14 protein-coding genes and 1 pseudogene are annotated in these 17,457 nt (G+C 60.4%); 2 read left to right on the top strand and 13 right to left on the bottom strand.

Annotation, left to right across the window (positions count from 1 at the left end; genetic code table 11):
* The first annotated feature begins 70 nt into the window (after positions 1–70).
* Complete coding sequence (locus OA90_RS21925; protein ID WP_068417542.1) at positions 71–961, top strand: LysR family transcriptional regulator; 891 nt, start codon at positions 71–73, stop codon at positions 959–961.
* 211 nt (positions 962–1,172) lie between these two features.
* Here the strand turns inward: OA90_RS21925 and OA90_RS21920 are convergent, their stop codons facing one another.
* From OA90_RS21920 to OA90_RS21880, 9 genes are all read right to left on the bottom strand, one after another.
* Complete coding sequence (locus OA90_RS21920; RefSeq protein WP_156510596.1) at positions 1,173–1,430, bottom strand: hypothetical protein; 258 nt, start codon at positions 1,428–1,430, stop codon at positions 1,173–1,175.
* A 53-nt stretch (positions 1,431–1,483) separates the two neighbouring features.
* A complete protein-coding gene (cyoD, locus tag OA90_RS21915) occupies positions 1,484–1,789 on the bottom strand; it encodes a cytochrome o ubiquinol oxidase subunit IV (protein ID WP_068417538.1) in 306 nt (101 codons plus the stop codon).
* An 11-nt stretch (positions 1,790–1,800) separates the two neighbouring features.
* The gene (cyoC, locus tag OA90_RS21910) at positions 1,801–2,415 is read right to left on the bottom strand and encodes a cytochrome o ubiquinol oxidase subunit III (protein WP_068417535.1); all 615 of its coding nucleotides are present in this window, start codon (positions 2,413–2,415) and stop codon (positions 1,801–1,803) included.
* The gene (cyoB, locus tag OA90_RS21905) at positions 2,415–4,454 is read right to left on the bottom strand and encodes a cytochrome o ubiquinol oxidase subunit I (RefSeq protein ID WP_068417532.1); all 2,040 of its coding nucleotides are present in this window, start codon (positions 4,452–4,454) and stop codon (positions 2,415–2,417) included. Before cyoB ends, cyoC begins: the two co-directional genes overlap by 1 nt.
* Positions 4,454–5,383, bottom strand: coding sequence for a ubiquinol oxidase subunit II (gene cyoA, locus OA90_RS21900; protein WP_082837204.1), 930 nt, complete (start codon positions 5,381–5,383; stop codon positions 4,454–4,456). Before cyoA ends, cyoB begins: the two co-directional genes overlap by 1 nt.
* A gap of 346 nt (positions 5,384–5,729) precedes the next feature.
* On the bottom strand, positions 5,730–6,968 hold the full coding sequence (locus OA90_RS21895; RefSeq protein ID WP_068417530.1) for an amidohydrolase family protein: 1,239 nt from the start codon (positions 6,966–6,968) through the stop codon (positions 5,730–5,732).
* Entirely contained in the window at positions 6,965–9,484 is a 2,520-nt protein-coding gene (locus tag OA90_RS21890; protein ID WP_068417529.1) for a branched-chain amino acid ABC transporter ATP-binding protein/permease, read from the bottom strand. Before OA90_RS21890 ends, OA90_RS21895 begins: the two co-directional genes overlap by 4 nt.
* Before the next feature lie 6 nt (positions 9,485–9,490).
* Entirely contained in the window at positions 9,491–10,366 is an 876-nt protein-coding gene (locus tag OA90_RS21885; RefSeq protein ID WP_068417527.1) for a branched-chain amino acid ABC transporter permease, read from the bottom strand.
* An 83-nt stretch (positions 10,367–10,449) separates the two neighbouring features.
* The gene (locus tag OA90_RS21880; protein WP_068417526.1) at positions 10,450–11,637 is read right to left on the bottom strand and encodes an ABC transporter substrate-binding protein; all 1,188 of its coding nucleotides are present in this window, start codon (positions 11,635–11,637) and stop codon (positions 10,450–10,452) included.
* Positions 11,638–11,875: 238 nt separating this feature from the next.
* Here OA90_RS21880 and OA90_RS21875 point away from each other — a divergent pair, with 238 nt between their 5' ends.
* Positions 11,876–12,292: a nuclear transport factor 2 family protein gene (locus tag OA90_RS21875; protein WP_068417524.1), complete on the top strand. Its 417-nt coding sequence runs from the start codon at positions 11,876–11,878 to the stop codon at positions 12,290–12,292.
* Between the two features lie 7 nt (positions 12,293–12,299).
* Here the strand turns inward: OA90_RS21875 and OA90_RS21870 are convergent, their stop codons facing one another.
* From OA90_RS21870 to OA90_RS21855, 4 genes and pseudogenes are all read right to left on the bottom strand, one after another.
* Positions 12,300–12,989, bottom strand: coding sequence for a GntR family transcriptional regulator (locus OA90_RS21870; RefSeq protein ID WP_068417522.1), 690 nt, complete (start codon positions 12,987–12,989; stop codon positions 12,300–12,302).
* A gap of 81 nt (positions 12,990–13,070) precedes the next feature.
* Positions 13,071–14,576 carry a siroheme synthase CysG gene (gene cysG / locus OA90_RS21865; protein WP_082837203.1) on the bottom strand — a complete coding sequence of 502 codons (1,506 nt, stop codon included), beginning with the start codon at positions 14,574–14,576 and terminating at the stop codon, positions 13,071–13,073.
* Positions 14,548–17,229, bottom strand: coding sequence for a nitrate reductase (locus tag OA90_RS21860; RefSeq protein ID WP_068417517.1), 2,682 nt, complete (start codon positions 17,227–17,229; stop codon positions 14,548–14,550). The genes cysG and OA90_RS21860 overlap by 29 nt, the downstream gene beginning before the upstream one ends.
* 22 nt (positions 17,230–17,251) lie before the next feature.
* Positions 17,252–17,455 (bottom strand): annotated as a pseudogene (locus OA90_RS21855) (cyanate hydratase); the annotation flags it as partial.
* Positions 17,456–17,457: the final 2 nt, after the last annotated feature.

Below are 17,457 nucleotides of genomic sequence, written 5' to 3'. Positions count from 1 at the left end.
ATTCATATTTAAAACGAGCAGAAGTTGGATTGGTCTGATATCATTCATAAGAAAAATTTAGAGGATCGGCATGGATCTGTTCAAGGCAATGGCGACGTTTGTGCGGGTCGCCGAGGCGGGCAGCCTGTCGGCCGCGGGGCGCGATCTGGGGATCTCTCAGCCTGCGGTCAGTCAACAAGTGTCTGCGTTGGAGCGGCATCTGAATCTCCGCCTGCTCAACAGAACAACGCGCCAGCTGACGCTTACAGAAGCCGGTTTGGACTATTATCAAAAAGCCCAGTCAATCATTGACGCCGTGCATGAAGCGGCAGAATCGGCCGCGGGACTTACAACCACCCTGACCGGTCATTTGCGCGTCCACGCTCCGGTAGGTTTCGGCCAAAGTTATATCGCCGACATCGCAATTGCCTTCCAGCAACGACATCCCGATGTGGTCATTGAACTCATTCTTGATGACACGTTCGTCGATCTCACAGCCCAGTCCGTCGATGTTGCGATCCGGTTCGGCAATCTCTCGTCATTGAGCCTGATCGCGCGCCGTCTGGGGACTTTGCGGCGCATTCTGGTTGCCGCCCCGGACTACATAACCGCAAACGGGAGCCCAGAAACTCCCGAAGTACTTTCGCTTCACAGGCAGGTTCAGTTCAGCGGTGCCGCCGATGGCAGCTTGATGCCGCTGATCGGGCCCTCCGGGCCGGTTTTGGTGCCGGTAAAGCCGGTCTTCCTGGCGAACAATGCCTTTGCGCTGACCAGAGCCCTGAAGGCAGGTGTCGGTCTCGGGGGCGCGCAGTTGCCTCAAATCCGCGCAGAGCTGCGCGAGGGCACTTTGGTGCGGGTGATGAAAGACTTTGAATATGCGTCCCTGGATGTGCATGCCGTTTATCCTTCGCGGCGGTTTATTCCGGCAAAGGTCAGGGCTTTCGTTGATTTTCTGGAACAGTCCCTGAAGGACATCTGGTGATTGATTTCCAACGGCACTTTAGAAATCGCAGGAACATCATGCACCGGGGCCGTCCCTTCCGTGGACGGCAATCGCGCGAAAGGACTCCAGCGCTCCCTCAGGGGAGACGTCACTGCGCGTCCGGCAAAGTTCACCGCACGGCAGAAAAGGCGGAACGAGGGATTTCGAATTCCGTGGCGCGAGACAGGTCGCCGACACGGGTTTCAGGCCCCTATTCCACGTTGCCCATGTATTTCGCCTGATTGATCAGGTCCTGGCATTTGGCTTCGTTTCCGGCGCGGTGTTCTTTCGTCGCCTCGTCCAGCAGGACGCGCATCTTCTCCGCGACAGTCACGTCGATCCCGGACCGCTCAGTATTGTCTATGGCGTTCTCGACCTTGTCGATATCGGAGGCGCAATCGGCAAGGGCCGTCGCCGGCACTCCGAACGCCAGGACCATCGCGAGGACTGCAATCGGTATACGTTTCATCTGCATCCTGTTTCCCTTTCCACGTGCGAAATGAAACAGGCCTCGGGCGGCCCTCACATCATCCGGTGATGCAGGTCGATCATGATCCACAGGCTTCCGCCGACCATGATGACGATCAGGACGGCTGCAAAGCCGAGGAAAAACAGGTTTTCCGCAGGCGTCGATTTCAAGTCCAGATGCAGGAAGAAAACCAGATGCACCAGCACCTGCAGGATGGCGGCAACCGCAATGATCGCGTAGACGGCCGTGCCCGTCAGGAGACCTCCCCAGACGATCCCGAAAGGAATGGCCGTCAGAATGATCGCCAGGACAAAACCGGTAAGATAGGTCGAGACGCTGCGTTCGGCGGAGTGGTTCATTGTCTTGGCTCCTACATGACGCCGGGCAGATAAACGACCGAGAAGATCCCGATCCAGACGATGTCGAGAAAATGCCAGAAGAGGCCGAGCCGCAAAAGCCGCGAGCGCACAGGCGGCGTCAGGCCCTTCAACGGTATCTGAACAATCATCACCAGGATGCCGATCGTCCCGAAGGTGACATGCAGGCCGTGGGTGCCGACCAGCGTGAAGAAAGCGCTCAGGAAGCCGCTGACATCAGGCCCCGCCCCTTTGGCGATCATGCCGTGGAACTCCATCATCTCCATCGCCAGGAAGCCGACCCCGAGAAGAGCGGTCACCACGAGCCACATGATGACGCGACCGCTGAGCCCCTTCGCCATGGCAATGGTCGCCATGCCGAAAGTCAGGCTGGAGATCAGCAGAAGCGCGGTTTCCCCTGCCGTGTGACGCAGATCGAAGACGTCCTTCGATGTCGGGCCGGCAGCGGAGTTTTTCGACAGCACCACATAAGTGGCAAACAGGAGCGCGAAGATGATGGCATCGGTCATCAGATAGACCCAGAAGCCGAATTCCCGCGATTCCAGCGATTTTTTTTCTTCCTCTTCGAGGAGGTCGCTTGCCGTCCCCGTCACAGCAGTCTCCGACATCAAACTCTCCCCGGCAGAATTTCGCCCGAAGCCGGGCCGACCGGCAGAAAATCACGCATGTCATGCAGATCAGCCGGCGTGATCTGTTCCAGCCGGGCCTTTTCCATCCGTTCGACCTCGGCAGCCGGGAAGATGTAATCGCTATCGTCGTCGAAGGCGCGAATGCCGACACAGACGAGACTCAGCACCAGGCACAGGGCGGCAAGCCACCAGATGTACCAAACCATGGCGAAACCGAGCACGAAGGCAAGCCCTCCGAGGATCGGCCCAAGTCCCGAACTCTTCGGCATGACGATGTCCTCATAGCGGTCCGGCACCTGATAGGCGACGCCGCGGATCTTCATGTCGTGAAAGGCATCGATGTCCTCGACCTGCGGCAGGACCGCGAAGTTGTAGGGAGCCGGAGGCGACGAGGTCGCCCATTCCAGCGTGCGGCCGTTCCACGGATCCCCGGTGATGTCGCGCGCCGATCCCCAGTTCTTCGCCGAGACATAGAGCTGCACGGCGATGCAGACGATGCCGCACAGGACACAGATCGCGCCGAGCGCGGCGACGATCAGGTAAGGCTGCCAGGTCGGGTCGGCGTAATGCTCCATGCGTCGGCTCATGCCCATGAAGCCGAGCACATAGAGCGGCATGAAGGCAAGATAGAAGCCGATGAACCAGAACCAGAAGGAGCGCATGCCCCATTTGACATCCAGCTTGAAACCGAACGCCTTGGGGAACCAGTAGTTCATCCCGGCGAAATAGCCGAACAGGGCGCCGGGAATGAGCATGTTGTGGAAATGCGCCACCAGGAACGTCGAATTGTGCATCAGGTAATCGGCAGGCGGCAACGCCAGCAGCACCCCGGTCACGCCGCCGATCACGAAGGTCACCATAAAGCCGATGGTGAACACCATGGCGGGATGAAACTCGATGCGGCCCCGGTACAGCGTGAACAGCCAGTCGAAGATCTTTACCCCTGTCGGCACCGCGATGATCATCGTGGCGATGCCGAAGACCGCGTTCACATTGGACGACGATCCCATGGTGAAGAAGTGGTGCAGCCAGACGGTGAACGACAGCAGCGCGATACAGGCGGTCGCATAGACCAGCGACGCGTAGCCGAACAACCGCTTGCGCGAGAAGGTCGCCACCACTTCGGAAAAGATGCCGAAGGCCGGCAGGATCAGGATGTAGACCTCCGGATGGCCCCAGATCCATAAAAGGTTGGCGAAGAGCATCATGTTGCCGCCGTCGCCATTCGTGAAGAAGTGGAAGCCGAGAGTACGGTCTAGTGTGAGCTGGGCGGCGACCACCGTAAGGCCGGGAAAGGCGAATGCGATCAGGATCGAAACGCACAACGCCGTCCATGTGAACAGCGGCATGCGCATGAACTTCATGCCGGGACAGCGATTCTTGATGATGGTGACGATGAAATTGATACCCGCGAGCGTGCTGCCGAAGCCGCTGACGATCAGGGCCCAGAGCCAGTAATCGACACCGACGCCGGGGCTGTATTCGATCCCCGAATAGGGCGGATAGCCCGTCCAGCCGGCCTGCGAGAACTTGCCGATGACGAGCGAGACCAGCACCAGCCCGGCCCCCGCCGCCGTCAGCCACAGACTGACGGAGTTGAGAAACGGAAAGGCCACGTCCCGCGCACCGATCTGTTGCGGCACGACAATGTTGATGAGGCCCGTCAGGAACGGCATGGCCACGAAGAAAATCATGATCGTGCCGTGCGAGGAGAAGATCTGCTCGAAATGCTCCGGCGGCAGATAGCCCTCATTGTTGAGGGCGACCGCCTGCTGGGCGCGCATCATCAACGCATCGACAAAACCGCGCACCAGCATCACCAGCGACAGGACCACATACATGATGCCGATCTTTTTGTGATCGACACTGGTCAGCCAGTCCGTCCACAGCACCTTCCAGGCACGCAGATAGGTTATGAGCAGGAACACCGCGACGCCACCCAATACGGTGACGCCTGCTCCGCCCATGGCGACCCAGGAATAAAACGGCAGCGCTTCGATAGTCAGACGTCCAAGCATCAGGCAGCCCCCCGGCAGATCAGTTCGGCCGCTTCACTTTCGTACGGGCCCATAATCGGTGCGTATTTGCGCAGGATGATTTCGAACAGCTTGGCTTCGGTAGACGAATAATAGCTCACCGGATTGGCGACGCTCTGCTTGTGAAGCTCCAGATAAGCCTTGGCGTCAAGCACGTCGGGCGATGCGGTGACCTTTTCCTTCCACGCGGTAAAATCGTCTTCGTTCAAGGCGTGTGCCTTGAAATGCTGATCTGAAAAACCGTCGCCTGAATACATCGTGTTGCGTCCCATGAAGACACCCGGCCCGTCGGCCATGAGATTGAGCTCCGAACGCATGCCCGCCATGGCATAGATCTGCCCGCCGAGCGCCGGAATCATCAGCGAATTCATCACCGTATCGGAAGTGATTTCGATGGAAAGCGGCCGGTCGGCGGGAAAGGCAAGTTCGTTGACACTGGCAACACCCAGCTCCGGATAGACGAACAGCCACTTCCAGTCGAGCGCCACTGCCTGCACCCTGAAGGCAGGCTTGTCGGAGACGATAGGCTTGTAGGGATCGAATTCATGGGTTCGCGTCCAGACCAGCGTTCCGAGCACGACGACGATGGCGCCCGGCACCAGCCAGACAACCGCTTCGATGATCCAGGACCCGTCCCATTCCGGCGTATAGACCGCCCCGTTCTTTCTCTTTCTGTACCGCCAGGCGAAGAAAAGCGTCAGAACGATCGCGGGAATCGCGACAATCATCATTATGGCGAAGGCGGTGAACAGAAGATTCCGTTCCGCCAATGCGATTGGCCCCTTCGGAAAGAGGACCGGCGCATCGGACAGGCCACAGCCCTGTAGCAGGGCGCCGGCGGTCAGAAGCAGGACGGCCGCAAGCGGCCTTGAGGAACGCCGGGCCGACCGCCCGGAATTTGCTTCGATCATTTCCCCCCCCTGGATCAGGCTGCCTCGATGCGGATTTGCATGGAAGCAGAAAATGCGACCGGTTTAAACGTCTGAAGCACTGAACGGCGTTCTTGCGAACCCCGAAAGCTCCAGGACAGGCCAGGAGTGATCTCGCTTACTCGAAACGTGAAGAGACACGGCGGCGCTGTACAAAATAAAAATACAATCGGCATGAACTGCCGAAGGAATCGTTTCACTGACTGGCAAAACCCTAGATCAACCTGTGTCCATTTGGAACCGCATGAAAGCAGAAAAGTTGATCGATCTTAAAGCGATAGCGCGCCTTGTGTTCTTTTGCATCGATGCGTAACGCCTTGGCCCCGCTCTATGTGCCGTCTGGTGGTCCTGGTGTGAAAATCCGGGCTGGGGCGTGCTCGAAGGTCATCCGCCCGTTTTTCATCCCCCAGAGCGGACGGACGATTTCCGACACGACCTGCATCCCGCTGTCGGCCGGCAGAGCAACGAAAGTCGCCTCCTCCCCCAACTCAATGCTGCGTGCGTGGTTGATCAGGCGTCCCGGAGCCGAGGTGACCATGTCGAAGCAGGCCTCCAGTTCCGGTTCCGTGCCGAGCTGGTGAATATTGGCATAAAGGTTAGCCATGCGGGAAAGCGAACAGTCTCCATAAGGAGTGAAGGGATTGAGAACATTATTCGTCGCCACCGTGGAGCAGACGCCGTGTTGGTGAAAGACATGCGCCGGTGCGACACCGCGCGGTACAAGGTGATCGCCGTCCCTGCCCATCAGGAACAGGTCGGTGGAAGGCAGAACCGTCAGGGCAATGCCCGCGTCTTTCAGGAGAGCCACGACCTCCATGAGCTGAGGTCCGGGCATCGCCGACAGTTTGGTCACATGCCCGACGGCCACGCGTCCCTGCCAACCGTGCGCCACGGTTTGCCGGGCAATCTCGTCAAGATGACGCCACTTCGGGTCCAGATCGAAGTCCAGATGGAAATCGAGATCGACGTCGAACCGTCTGGCCATCTCGAACAGGGTGGCGATCTGGGCGTTCGGGTCGCTGTCGGTATAGGGGCAGCCGCCTAAAAGGTCCGCCCCGTTCGCCAGAGCTTCCTCAAGCAATTCCTCCGTGCCCGGGTTGTTGGTGAGCCCTTCCTGCGGAAAGACGCAGATCTGAAGATCCAGGGCCCAGGCAAAATCCCGCTTGAGCTGGGACACCGCCTCAAGGCCCATGAGCCCGATGCCCGGATCGATCTCCACATGAGTCCGGATCGCATTGGTTCCCTGCACGATGGCCTTTTCGAGGACTTTCCTGCCGCGGGCGCGGATATCCGTCTGCGTAAAGGATTTCTTGGCTTCACCGACCGAGGCGATCGCTCCTTCCAGGGTACCGGTTTCATTGTGGCATTTATCCAGTATGCACGCCTTGTCGAGATGAAGGTGGCTTTCCACGAAGCCGGGGATAAGCATCGCCCCGTTGCCTTCGAGAGTTGCCGCTCCGCTGCCAAGGTCCGATCCGATATCACTGATGCGTCCACCCTCGACGGCAATGTCAACGGTTTGCGCCCTGTTGCCGATGCGGACGTTGCGGATGACGAGTGCACTCACGCCTGTGCCTCCGAGGTAGCTGCGGCTTCCCCGCCCCCCAGATAGGCCGAGGTCAAACGGGGGTCGGAGGCAAGGTCGGCAGCCTTGCCTTCAAAGACGATGCGTCCCTGTTCCAGCACATAGGCATAGTCGGCAACCGCCAGCGCCTTGGTCGCCACCTGGTCGACGAGGAGGATCGTGATGCCGGCGTCCCGCAATTCACCGAGAATGGCATAGAGTTCGTCGATCATTGCCGGGGCAAGACCAAGCGAAGGCTCGTCCAGCAACAGCACTTTCGGCCGTGCCATGAGCCCGCGCGCGATGGCCATCATCTGCTGTTCCCCACCTGAAAGCAGTCCTGCACGGCTCGACAGCCGGTCCTTCAGGCGGGGAAACCGGTCCAGATGCGCGGTCATTTCGCTGCGCGACATATCGGAGCGCCGGTTGTAGGCTCCGAGCTCGATGTTTTCCAGGACGGTGAGTTCGGGAAAAACCTGGCGGCCTTCGGGAACAAGGACAAGCCCCCTGCCGACAAGCTCGTGCGGCTGCAGCGTCTGCACCTGTTCGTCGTTCAGGATGATCGTACCCGATACAGGCCGATGCAGGCCGGAAAGAGCGCACAGGAAGGTGGACTTGCCGGCACCGTTTGCCCCCAGCAGCGCCACCATCTCGCCTTGCCGCACCTTCAGGGAGACATCCTTCAGGACAGGCGCCGCGCCATAACCTGCGGTCAGGGCAAGCGTTGATACCACAGGAGTCTCCGCGGTTTTCAACGGCTGCTCGCGTTTGAACGACGCGGTGCCGCCGTCGCCGAGATAAGCGGCGATCACCGCCGCGTCTGCCCGGATTTCCTCAGGTCTGCCATAGGCGATCGGTTTGCCTGCATCGACGGCCTGAATGCGGTCGGAAATCCCCATCACAAGGCTCATGTCATGTTCCACCAGCACGACCGCGATACCCAAATCGGCGATCCGGCGCAACAGCCCGGCGAGCGCCTCCTTGTCGGCATGCATCAGCCCGGCGGCCGGTTCGTCCAGAAGCAGAAAAACCGGCTTCGTCGCAAGTGCCCTGGCGATTTCCACCAGACGCCTGTCCACGTGAGGCAGATCCCCGGCGCGCTTTTCCAGCGCCCCGCGATAGCCGCAAAAGCGCAGCAGCCCGGCAGCAAGAGCAAGATTCTCCTTTGAACGGATATCCGACCACGGGTTGCCCGGCGCGCCACGCGGCAGGCCCGATACCACGTTTTCCTCCACCGACAGATTCTCGAAGAGTTTCGTCGTCTGGTAGGTGCGCGCGATACCGTTTCTGGCGACCGCATGGGCCGGAGCCCCTGCAAGGTTGCGCTCGCCCAGCAGGATTTCCCCCTCGTTTGGGCGGTAAAACCCGCTGACCATGTTGAGAACAGTCGTCTTGCCTGCTCCGTTGGGGCCAATCAGGGACGTCACTTCCCCAGGCAGGATATCAAGATGGACCCCGTCGACCGCCCGCACACCGCCGAAGGAAATCCCGAGATTTCTGATCTTCAGGGGCCCGGGCGAACCAGCCACCTTCAAAAACGTTCCGATTTCATCGGCCGAAAGCGCAGATGTTTCCCGTGCCGCTCCGGGAAGAAACGCGGCGAGCGTCCCGACGAGGCCGCGCGGAGCAATCAGCAGCACGCCGACCAGCAGACCGCCGAAGACGAGCAGGCGGTATTCGGCAAGACCGGACAGAAATTCAGGCAAAAGAACCGTGACCAGCGCGCCCGCAAGCGGACCCAGCACCGTCCCGGCACCGCCGATCAGAATGGCGAACAGGAACAGGATCGACTGGGAGAAAGGAAAATTGCTCGGTGCGATGAACATCATCAGCGGCGTGAAAAGACCGCCGGCAAGGCCGGCCATTGCGGCGGCGATGGCGAACGCAGCCGCCTTGACGACGAAGGGCCGGTAACCGAGGGAAGATGCGGCAAGCTCCGCGTCCCTGATCCCTGTCATGGCCATGCCCCAGCCGCTGTCGGCAAGACGCCTGAACAAGTAGAGCGACAGACCGGCAAGCACGATGGCAAGGAGCACGAGTTCACGCTCGGAAAAAACAAATCCGGCCAGTTCAGGCATGGGAAATCCCATCAAGCCGTTCTGTCCGCCGGTCAGCGTGCGCAACTCGACAGCCCCGTGCTCGACAATAAAGGCGAAGGCAATCGTCACCATCGCCAGGAACGGCCCGGCCATCCGGACGGCGGGAATTGCAAGAAGGACGCCGACAGCACCGGCAATCAGGGCCGCTACAGGCAGGGCCAGCCAAAAGCTCATACCCCACAGGGTCAGGATGCCGACCCCGTAAGCCCCGATCGCGAAAAAGCCGACCTGTCCCAGCGAAACGAGACCGGTAAGCCCGTAAAGAACATTCAATCCGACACCCAGGATCGTGGTCAGCGCGACAAGACCGATCACGAATTGGATGTAGCCACCGCTCACGAGGGCCGCTCCGCACCCCGCGACCGTCAGGACAAGCAGAAATCCGTCCAGGTAAGCACGCTGGTTGGTAATTCGCATCATGGAACCTCAGACTTTCTGGACCGCGGGACGCCCGAAAAGCCCGTCCGGCTTCAAGGTCAACGCCAGGATGACGAGGCCGAAAACAACAACGTAGGTGGATGACGACCCGAGATAGGCGGTCACCAGGGCTTCCGTGACGCCGAAGATGAAACCCGCCAGCATGACGCCCGATGCGGAGGTCATGCCGCCGAGGATCGCGACCGCGAAGGCCTTCAGACCGAACAGGGTTCCCATGTCCGAATGGACGGAAAAAAGCGGTGCGATCAGCAATCCCGCGCAGCCTGCAAGCATGGCGGAAATAGCAAAAGAGCCGGATACCATCAGCGTCGTGTTGATGCCCATGAGGCGGGCCGCATGGGTGTTCTGGACCACGGCGAGCAGCGCCCTGCCCTGCAGGGTTTTGCGGAAAAGAAAATGCAGCGCCAGCGCAACGCCAACCGACGCCAGCGGGATCAGCAGTTGCTGCGGGTAGACGCCCGTTCCGGCGAATTGCCATGCCGACTGCACCAGTGGCGACGACAGCGAGCGGGGTTCGTTACCGAAGGAAAAAAGGACGGCATTGTCCAGAAAAATGCCTCCGGCGACAGTGGCCATCAGCCACGCTTCCGACTTGCGCTCCACGAAAGGCCGCACCAGAAGCATTTCCACCAGAATGCCGAAGAGACCGCAGCACAGGATCGCCAGCGGATAGGCAAGTAACCAGTTGATCTGCAGACGCTCGGTAAAGACGTAACCGAGAACGGCTCCGAGCATGACCACGCTGCCCTGGGCGAAGTTGACCGTGGACGAAACGGAATAGGTGATCTGGAAGCCGAGGGCGATCAGGCCATACATGCTTCCAAGGCCGATGCCGGTCACAAGTGCGGCAATCAAGAGGGTCATGGGCGTTTCCTGGGAATTGGTAAGGGGAACCGTGCCCCTGGAGAAAGGGCGCCTCCCGCAGATCTCTGCGGGAGGCGCCGGCATCACTTCTTGATTGGAACGATTTCACCTTCGACGAAATGCGCGAAGACGTAGTCCTCCGGCGCAATCGCGTCCTGATCCTCAGGTGAGAAAGGATCGGTATAGGTCTTGATCAATCCCTCGATGTTTTCGATGTCGTACATCGCCTGGCGGATCGCCGGTCCGTCCGTGGATCCGGCCTTGTCGATTGCCGCCGCGAGAAGCAGCATGGCGTCATATGCATTCGCGATCCCCGTCGCGGGTGTCACGTCGGCCATGGTCTCGATTTCCGGAAAGGCTTCCTGAAGCTTGGCGAACATCGCTTCCCCCTTCGGGTCCCCTTCGCTGAACAGGTAGGTCTGAATGAAGTGCAGTTTTTCACCACTCTTGCCTGCCAGTTCGGTGAAGCGGCCACCGGACGGTCCCCAATGCGAGGCCATGGGGACTTCCCAGCCCATCCGGTCGAGGGATTTGACCACCTGCGCGGTCGGCGCGACATTGGCCACCACGAAGAGGCCGTCGGCGCCGTTTTCCTTGAGCCTTGTCAGCTGCGGCACGACATCAACGTCGTTGGATTCGAATTTTTCGATACCGGCATGCTCCATGCCGCGCTTTTCCAGCGCCTTGAGAAGGCCCTTCTCGTTGGATTCACCCCAGGGATTGTTGATGAGGATCATGCCCGGCTTCTTGGAGCCGTAGTTCGAGATGAGATATTCGGTGATGGCTTCGTCGACATATTCATCGACGGCGGAAACGCGGAAAATATAGTTTTCCTCGGCACCGTTCTTGGTGATGCCGGTTCCGGCGGCCCAGGGGCCGACGAACGGCACCTTCGACTGGTTGGCGAAAGGAACGATCGCGAAGGACACCGGCGTATCGAGACCGCCGATCAGTGCGGCCACGCCTTCGCGCTGCACGAGTTCACGGGCGGCGACAAGTCCCTTGCCGGGATTGCTTTCGTCGTCGCGGCTGACAAGTTCGAGCGGCTTGCCCAGAACGCCACCCTTTTCATTGATTTCGTCGATGGCAATCGTGAGCCCCCGGGTGATCGCCTGACCGGACTTGGCCGACTGGCCGCTCAACGCGGCGACAAGACCGATCTTGATCGTGTCTTCTGCAAAGGCTGGAAGCCCCGTCAGGACCGCAAGGCCAACGACACCCGACATCAGAACGCGGCGTGTCACCTTCGGAAAAATGCGTGTGGATTTCATATGAGACTCCTCTGGTCTTCCGGACGACACGTCCGAACGAAGCTTCTCCCGCAAGTGCTGTGCCAGAAATTAAAAATTTATATTTTTCAATAATTTGACAGAAAAGGACCATAAATCACCCACCCAGACTCCAAGTCATCGCACAAATTGCATGCAATATTTGCATACAAAATTCGCATGCAAATTCTCCGGTGTCCCTTATGATCACCCTACTCCCCCTCCGCCAAGGACAAAGTCGATGCCCGAACAAGACGACACAGACACCCTTCCGGCCGAAGCCCGGATCGTCCGGAATTTTCTCGATGCCTCCATGAAGCCCGATCCGGATCTTGCCGCGACCTTCATGGCCGAGGACGTGGTCATCACCTTTACCGGCGGCCGAATATTCGACCATCCTTCGGGGCCGACGGGATTCAACGCCGGACGCTACAAGTGGGTGAAGAAAAAGATGGACCGGTTCGATGTCGCCACTGGCGCGGACGATGTGGTCGTTTACTCCGTGGGCACGCTCTACGGAGAATGGCCTGACGGGACTTCTTTCAAGGGCAACCGGTATGTGGACCGGTTCGAGGTGCGGGGCGGCAAGATCACCAAAATGGATGTCTGGAACGACAGCGCGGAACGGATCCTGACGCGCAAGGGCATCGACGCCTGACCCTATTTCAGTCGTTACCGCGCACGGCTCTTACATAGGGCTCAAGCGCATCGAGATAGAAGGTCTGGCCTTCTCCTTCCGCCTTGATAAGAGCGCGGTCGGCAACCGCTCCCAGATGATGGCGCATCAGTTCGCGCGCCCGCGTTGCATCGCCCCTGGAAAGAGCCTCGATGATCTCGCGATGCTCCTGAATGCCGCAATCCGTGGAATGGGGCCGCGAATAGAGCGCCAGCGTCAAACCGCAGCGATAGCCGACGTCTTCCACGTAGCGGATCAGAACAGGGCTTTCGGTCAATTGCGCCATCAGGATATGAAATTCCGTGGCAAGACGGATGGACACTGGCTCCGGGCCGTTCTCGGCAGCGATTTCCTTGTCCAGATGCGCCTTCAGCGCCTCCAGTTTTCTTTCGGAGAGGTTCGCGATCAGCCGGCTGACCACAAGGTCCTCGATCTGGGAGCGCAGGTCGAAGAGATCGCGGGCTTCCTCCAGGCTCGGGGTTGCGACCACAGCACCACGGTTCCGTCTGAGTTCCACGAGCCCTTCCGCCGCCAGCCGCTCCAGCGCCTGGCGCACGATTGTCCGGCTGGCGCCGAAACGCTCGCCCAGCGAGTCTTCCGGCAGTTTCATGCCGGGCATCAGGGCGCGTTCGAGAATAGCGGATCTCAACGCGGAACAGATTTGTTCGGAGCGGTTCATTCAAACAGGGCCAATCGATAAGGCGTCAGCTCAACAAACCAAATTCCTGTTGATTTGCCAAGCCCTTGCTGCATTGCGCGATTACAAGCTGACAGCGACTTGCGTCCGGCAGGCTTCTTCTCTCACGATTTCAGGCGATCCGGCCTCCTTTCGGGACGAATTCTCCCGAAAGACACTTCCCACGCCGATAAGAACCGGATCTTCCAGCCCCAACCCGTCAACACCGGCTGCAAGCTCGACCAGAGTGCCGAACCACTTGCGTTCGCGCTGCCGCGAGACAGCGGCAACCGCGACCACGGGCATGTCCGCTGACATGCCTTCTGAAATCAGTTTCGCGCTGATCTTTCCCGCCATACGCGCGCCCATGTAGAATACGGTCGTCGTTGCAGGGTCGGTCAGACCGTGCCAGTCGGCCGTGTCCGGCAGGTCGCCATGGCGGCCGTGGCCGGTGACGAACCGGACGGACTGGGCGTGATCCCTGTGCGTCAGGGATATCCCGAGACGCGCCGCCATGGCGGAGGCCGCCGTGATGCCCGGGACCACGCTGACGGCAATGCCTTCACCGGCCAGCCGGTCAAGCTCTTCACCGCCCCGCCCAAAGACCATCGGATCGCCGGATTTCAGCCGCACCACATGTTTGCCCTGGCGCGCAAGACGCACCATCATGGCGTTGATATCTTCCTGGCGGCAGCTTTCCCGTCCGCCGCGTTTGCCGACCAGAAGCCGCTTGGCTTCCCGGCGAGCCAGCTCAAGAACCGCATCGTCCACCAGATCGTCAAACAGGATCACATCGGCCGCCTGCAGTGCCCTGACCGCCTTCAGCGTCAGATATTCCGCATCGCCGGGCCCCGCCCCGACCAGCGTCACACGACCCACATCGCTCGCCCTTGCTTCGCCAAGAAGCGAGGCCTCCAGCTCTGCACTCTCCTCGGGCGCATCCTGACCCGAAAAGGCAAGGTCCGAGAAACGCTCCCAGAAGCGACGCCGTTCCGGGCCCGCGCTCAGCAAGGAAAGCGCCCTGCCCCGCACTCTGCCCGCAAGTCCGGCCCAGCTCTGCAAGGATTGCGGCAGCAACGTCTCGATGCGTCTTCTGATCGCCTGCCCCAGGATCGGCGCGACCCCGTTGGTCGAGATGCCGATCACCACCGGTGACCGGTTGACGATGGAGCCGAACTGGAAGTCGCAAAAAGGAGGATTGTCGATCACGTTGACCGGCACACCCGAGTGCCGCGCGGCATGAACGAACGCCTCGGCTTCGTCGTCACTCTGCGCGTCGGCGATCGCGAGCGCCGCTCCGCGAAAACTCGCTGGTGTCCACGGCCTTGCGTGATGCAGCAACCGGCCAGCCGGGCTGCCTGACACCAGCAGAGCGGAGAAAGAAGGCTCCAGGTCCACGGCATAGACATGAACCTCGGCACCCGCTGCGGCCAGAAGCTCGGCTTTCCAGGCAGCCGCTTCCGTCCCCCCCGCAAGCACGACCTTGCGGCCCTGGAGCGGGAAGAACAGGGGCAGACTGGCCAGCGCGCCGACATGCGCCGGACGGCGTCGGCTTTTAACCTCAACCGGCTTGCGCGATGTCGGTGTCATTGACGTTTTCCTTTGCGATGTCGTCGAGAAGCGTCTGGATTTCCGAGCGGCAGGAGCCGCAATTGGTTCCGGCCTGCAGAGTTTCGCCGATGGCCATGACGCTATCAGCGCCGCATCGGGCAGCTTCAGTGATCTGGTTGCAGCCAACCTGAAAGCAGGAACAGACAATCGCCCCGCAATCCGGCCGGTCCGCCGGCGCACGCCCGGCGAGGATCTGCGAGCGCAAGTCCTTGCGATCCGGCGCGGCGGCAAGCAGCCCGCAGGCCCACTGCCGCGAGACCTCGACCGGCCCTGCTGAAAAGAAGAATGCCGCTTGCAGGAGACCGTCATTCCAGTAGGCCTGCCGGCTCAGGCCCGCCGCCGCATCCTCGATGCAGATCCGGTCCTCGCCGAAGGATCCAAGCGAAGCCGAGACAGCCTGAAAATCCACCCTGTTCCGGCCCGCGAACTCCAGCCGGTATCCACCCTCAATCGGCGCGATCGCCCAGTAGTCAGACCTGATCTCCGCCGGGCGTTCTTTCAGAACCGCGAATCCGAACCAGATCATCGGCATTCTGGAGACGGCGACCGGTGTGAATTTCGATCCCGGCTGACCGGAATGCGGATCGGTTTCGGGCGCGACCACCGCGTCGATCCGGGCACGCGAGGCGAACTGGTCGGTCCAGTGCATCGGCACATAGACTTCGCCGCAACGTACCCGTGACGTGACCAGCGCCCGCACAAGGACAGAGCCTTGCGGGCTTTTCACCTCGACAAGATCCGCGGCGGCGATCCCGAGCCTGTCGGCGTCGTCGGGATGAATTTCAGCGAACGGTTCGGCGATGTGGGACATCAACCGGCCGGTCTTGGCGGTGCGGGTCATCGTGTGCCACTGGTCACGAATGCGGCCGGTGTTCAGGATAAACGGGTATGCCCGTTCCCGCTTGCGGGGCGCCTGAAACACGACCGGAACGAAACGACCCTTCCGTCCTTCGGTAAAGAAACCGCCATTGGCGAAAAACCGTGTATCCGCTGCAGAGGTCCCCGCTGACTGCGGCCACTGGAAAGGCAACAGGCTGTCGTAATGCGTATCGGAGACATCCTTGTAGGCACCGATGTCGAAATCCCGGCTACCGCCATTACGGTGATCGGACAGCGCTGCATGTTCGCGGAAAATACTGGCCGCGCTGTCATGGGAAAATGCCTCGCCGAACCCCATTTTCCGCGCCACTTCGCTCATCTGCCACCAGTCCGGGCGAGCTTCGCCCGGCAGATCCAGAAACGCCTTCTGCCGCGAAATCCGGCGCTCGGAATTGGTCACCGTGCCGTCCTTCTCCCCCCAGGCCGCAGCCGGCAGCAGGACATCGGCGAAAGGCACCGTATCGGCGTTCCGGGTCACTTCCGAGACCACCACGAACGGGCAGTCTCTCAGTGCATCGGCGACGCTGTCGGCATCGGGCAAGCTGTCCACCGGGCTGGTCGCCATGATCCACAACGCCTTGATTTTGCCCGCCCCGACCGCCTTGAAAAGATCGACGGCCTTGAGCCCAGGCTTTTCCGCGACCACCGGGCTTTGCCAGAAGTCCTTCACGAGCCGGCGATGATGGGGATTGTCCAATTCCATGTGGCCGGCAAGCATATTGGCGAGACCGCCGACTTCGCGGCCGCCCATGGCGTTCGGCTGACCGGTGACCGAAAACGGCCCCATTCCCGGTTTGCCAATCCGTCCCGTCGCCAGATGGGTGTTGATGATGGCGTTGACCTTGTCCGTTCCGGTCACCGACTGGTTGACGCCCTGGCTGTAGACGGTCACCGTCTTTTCCGTCCGCGCGACCATCTTGTAGAACAGGGCGATATCCCGCCGCTCCAGACCTGTTGCCTCGGCGATGGCGCCAATTTCGCAAGATCCGGCAAGCTCAAGTGTTTTATGAAAACCTTTCGTGAAGCTATTGATATAAAGTTTGTTAGTGGCATCCGACTCAGCGAGAAAACTCAGCAGACCGTTAAACAGGGCAACATCCGTGTCCGGCTTGAGCGCAAGATGCAGATCGGCGATGGCGCAGGTCGCCGTCCGGCGCGGATCGATGACCACGACCCGCAACGCAGGATTTGATGCCTTGGCGGCTTCGAGCCGCTGGAAGAGAACCGGATGGCACCAGGCCAGGTTGGAACCGACCAGAACCACCAGATCGGCCAGTTCCAGATCCTCGTAGGTTCCCGGCACCGTATCGGTGCCGAAGGCGCGCCTGTGTCCGGCAACGGACGAGGCCATGCAAAGCCGGGAGTTGGTATCGATATTGGCCGAGCCGATGAACCCTTTCATCAGCTTGTTGGCGATGTAATAGTCTTCGGTCAGGATCTGCCCCGACACGTAGAACGCGACGCTGTCGGGACCATGATCGCGGATCGCCTCGGTGAACTTTCCGGCGACAAGGTGCAGTGCCGTGTCCCAGTCGCTGCGCCTTCCGGCAACTTCCGGATAGAGCAGCCGGTCGTCGAGCGAGAGGGTTTCTCCCAGCGCCGAGCCCTTGGAACAAAGCCGGCCGAAATTGGCCGGGTGATGAGGATCACCTGCAACGCTAACTGTCCCGTCCTCGCGCCGGGTGGCGAGCACGCCACAGCCGACACCGCAATAGGGACAAGTGGTCCGGGTGGTCTTGTTGTTATCTGTCATGCCATCCCTCCCCGGTTCAGCCTTACCAGGCGCTACAGGCAAGATATTTGCCGGATATTTCTAGCTTCACCTGGTCCCCCTTCGGGTTCCCTGCCCGGGTCACCGACATGTCGAAATCGACGGCCGACATGATGCCGTCCCCGAAGTTCTCGTGGATCGGCGCCTTGACTGTCGGCCCGCAGACTCCATCGATCTCAGCAAGACGGTAGATGCACGGATCGGTCGGGA

This window comes from Labrenzia sp. OB1 (genome assembly GCF_001624695.1).
Taxonomy (GTDB): Bacteria; Pseudomonadota; Alphaproteobacteria; order Rhizobiales; family Stappiaceae; genus Roseibium.
Note: the sequence above shows the minus strand (reverse complement) of the source record. Positions and strands in the feature narration are given on the sequence as shown.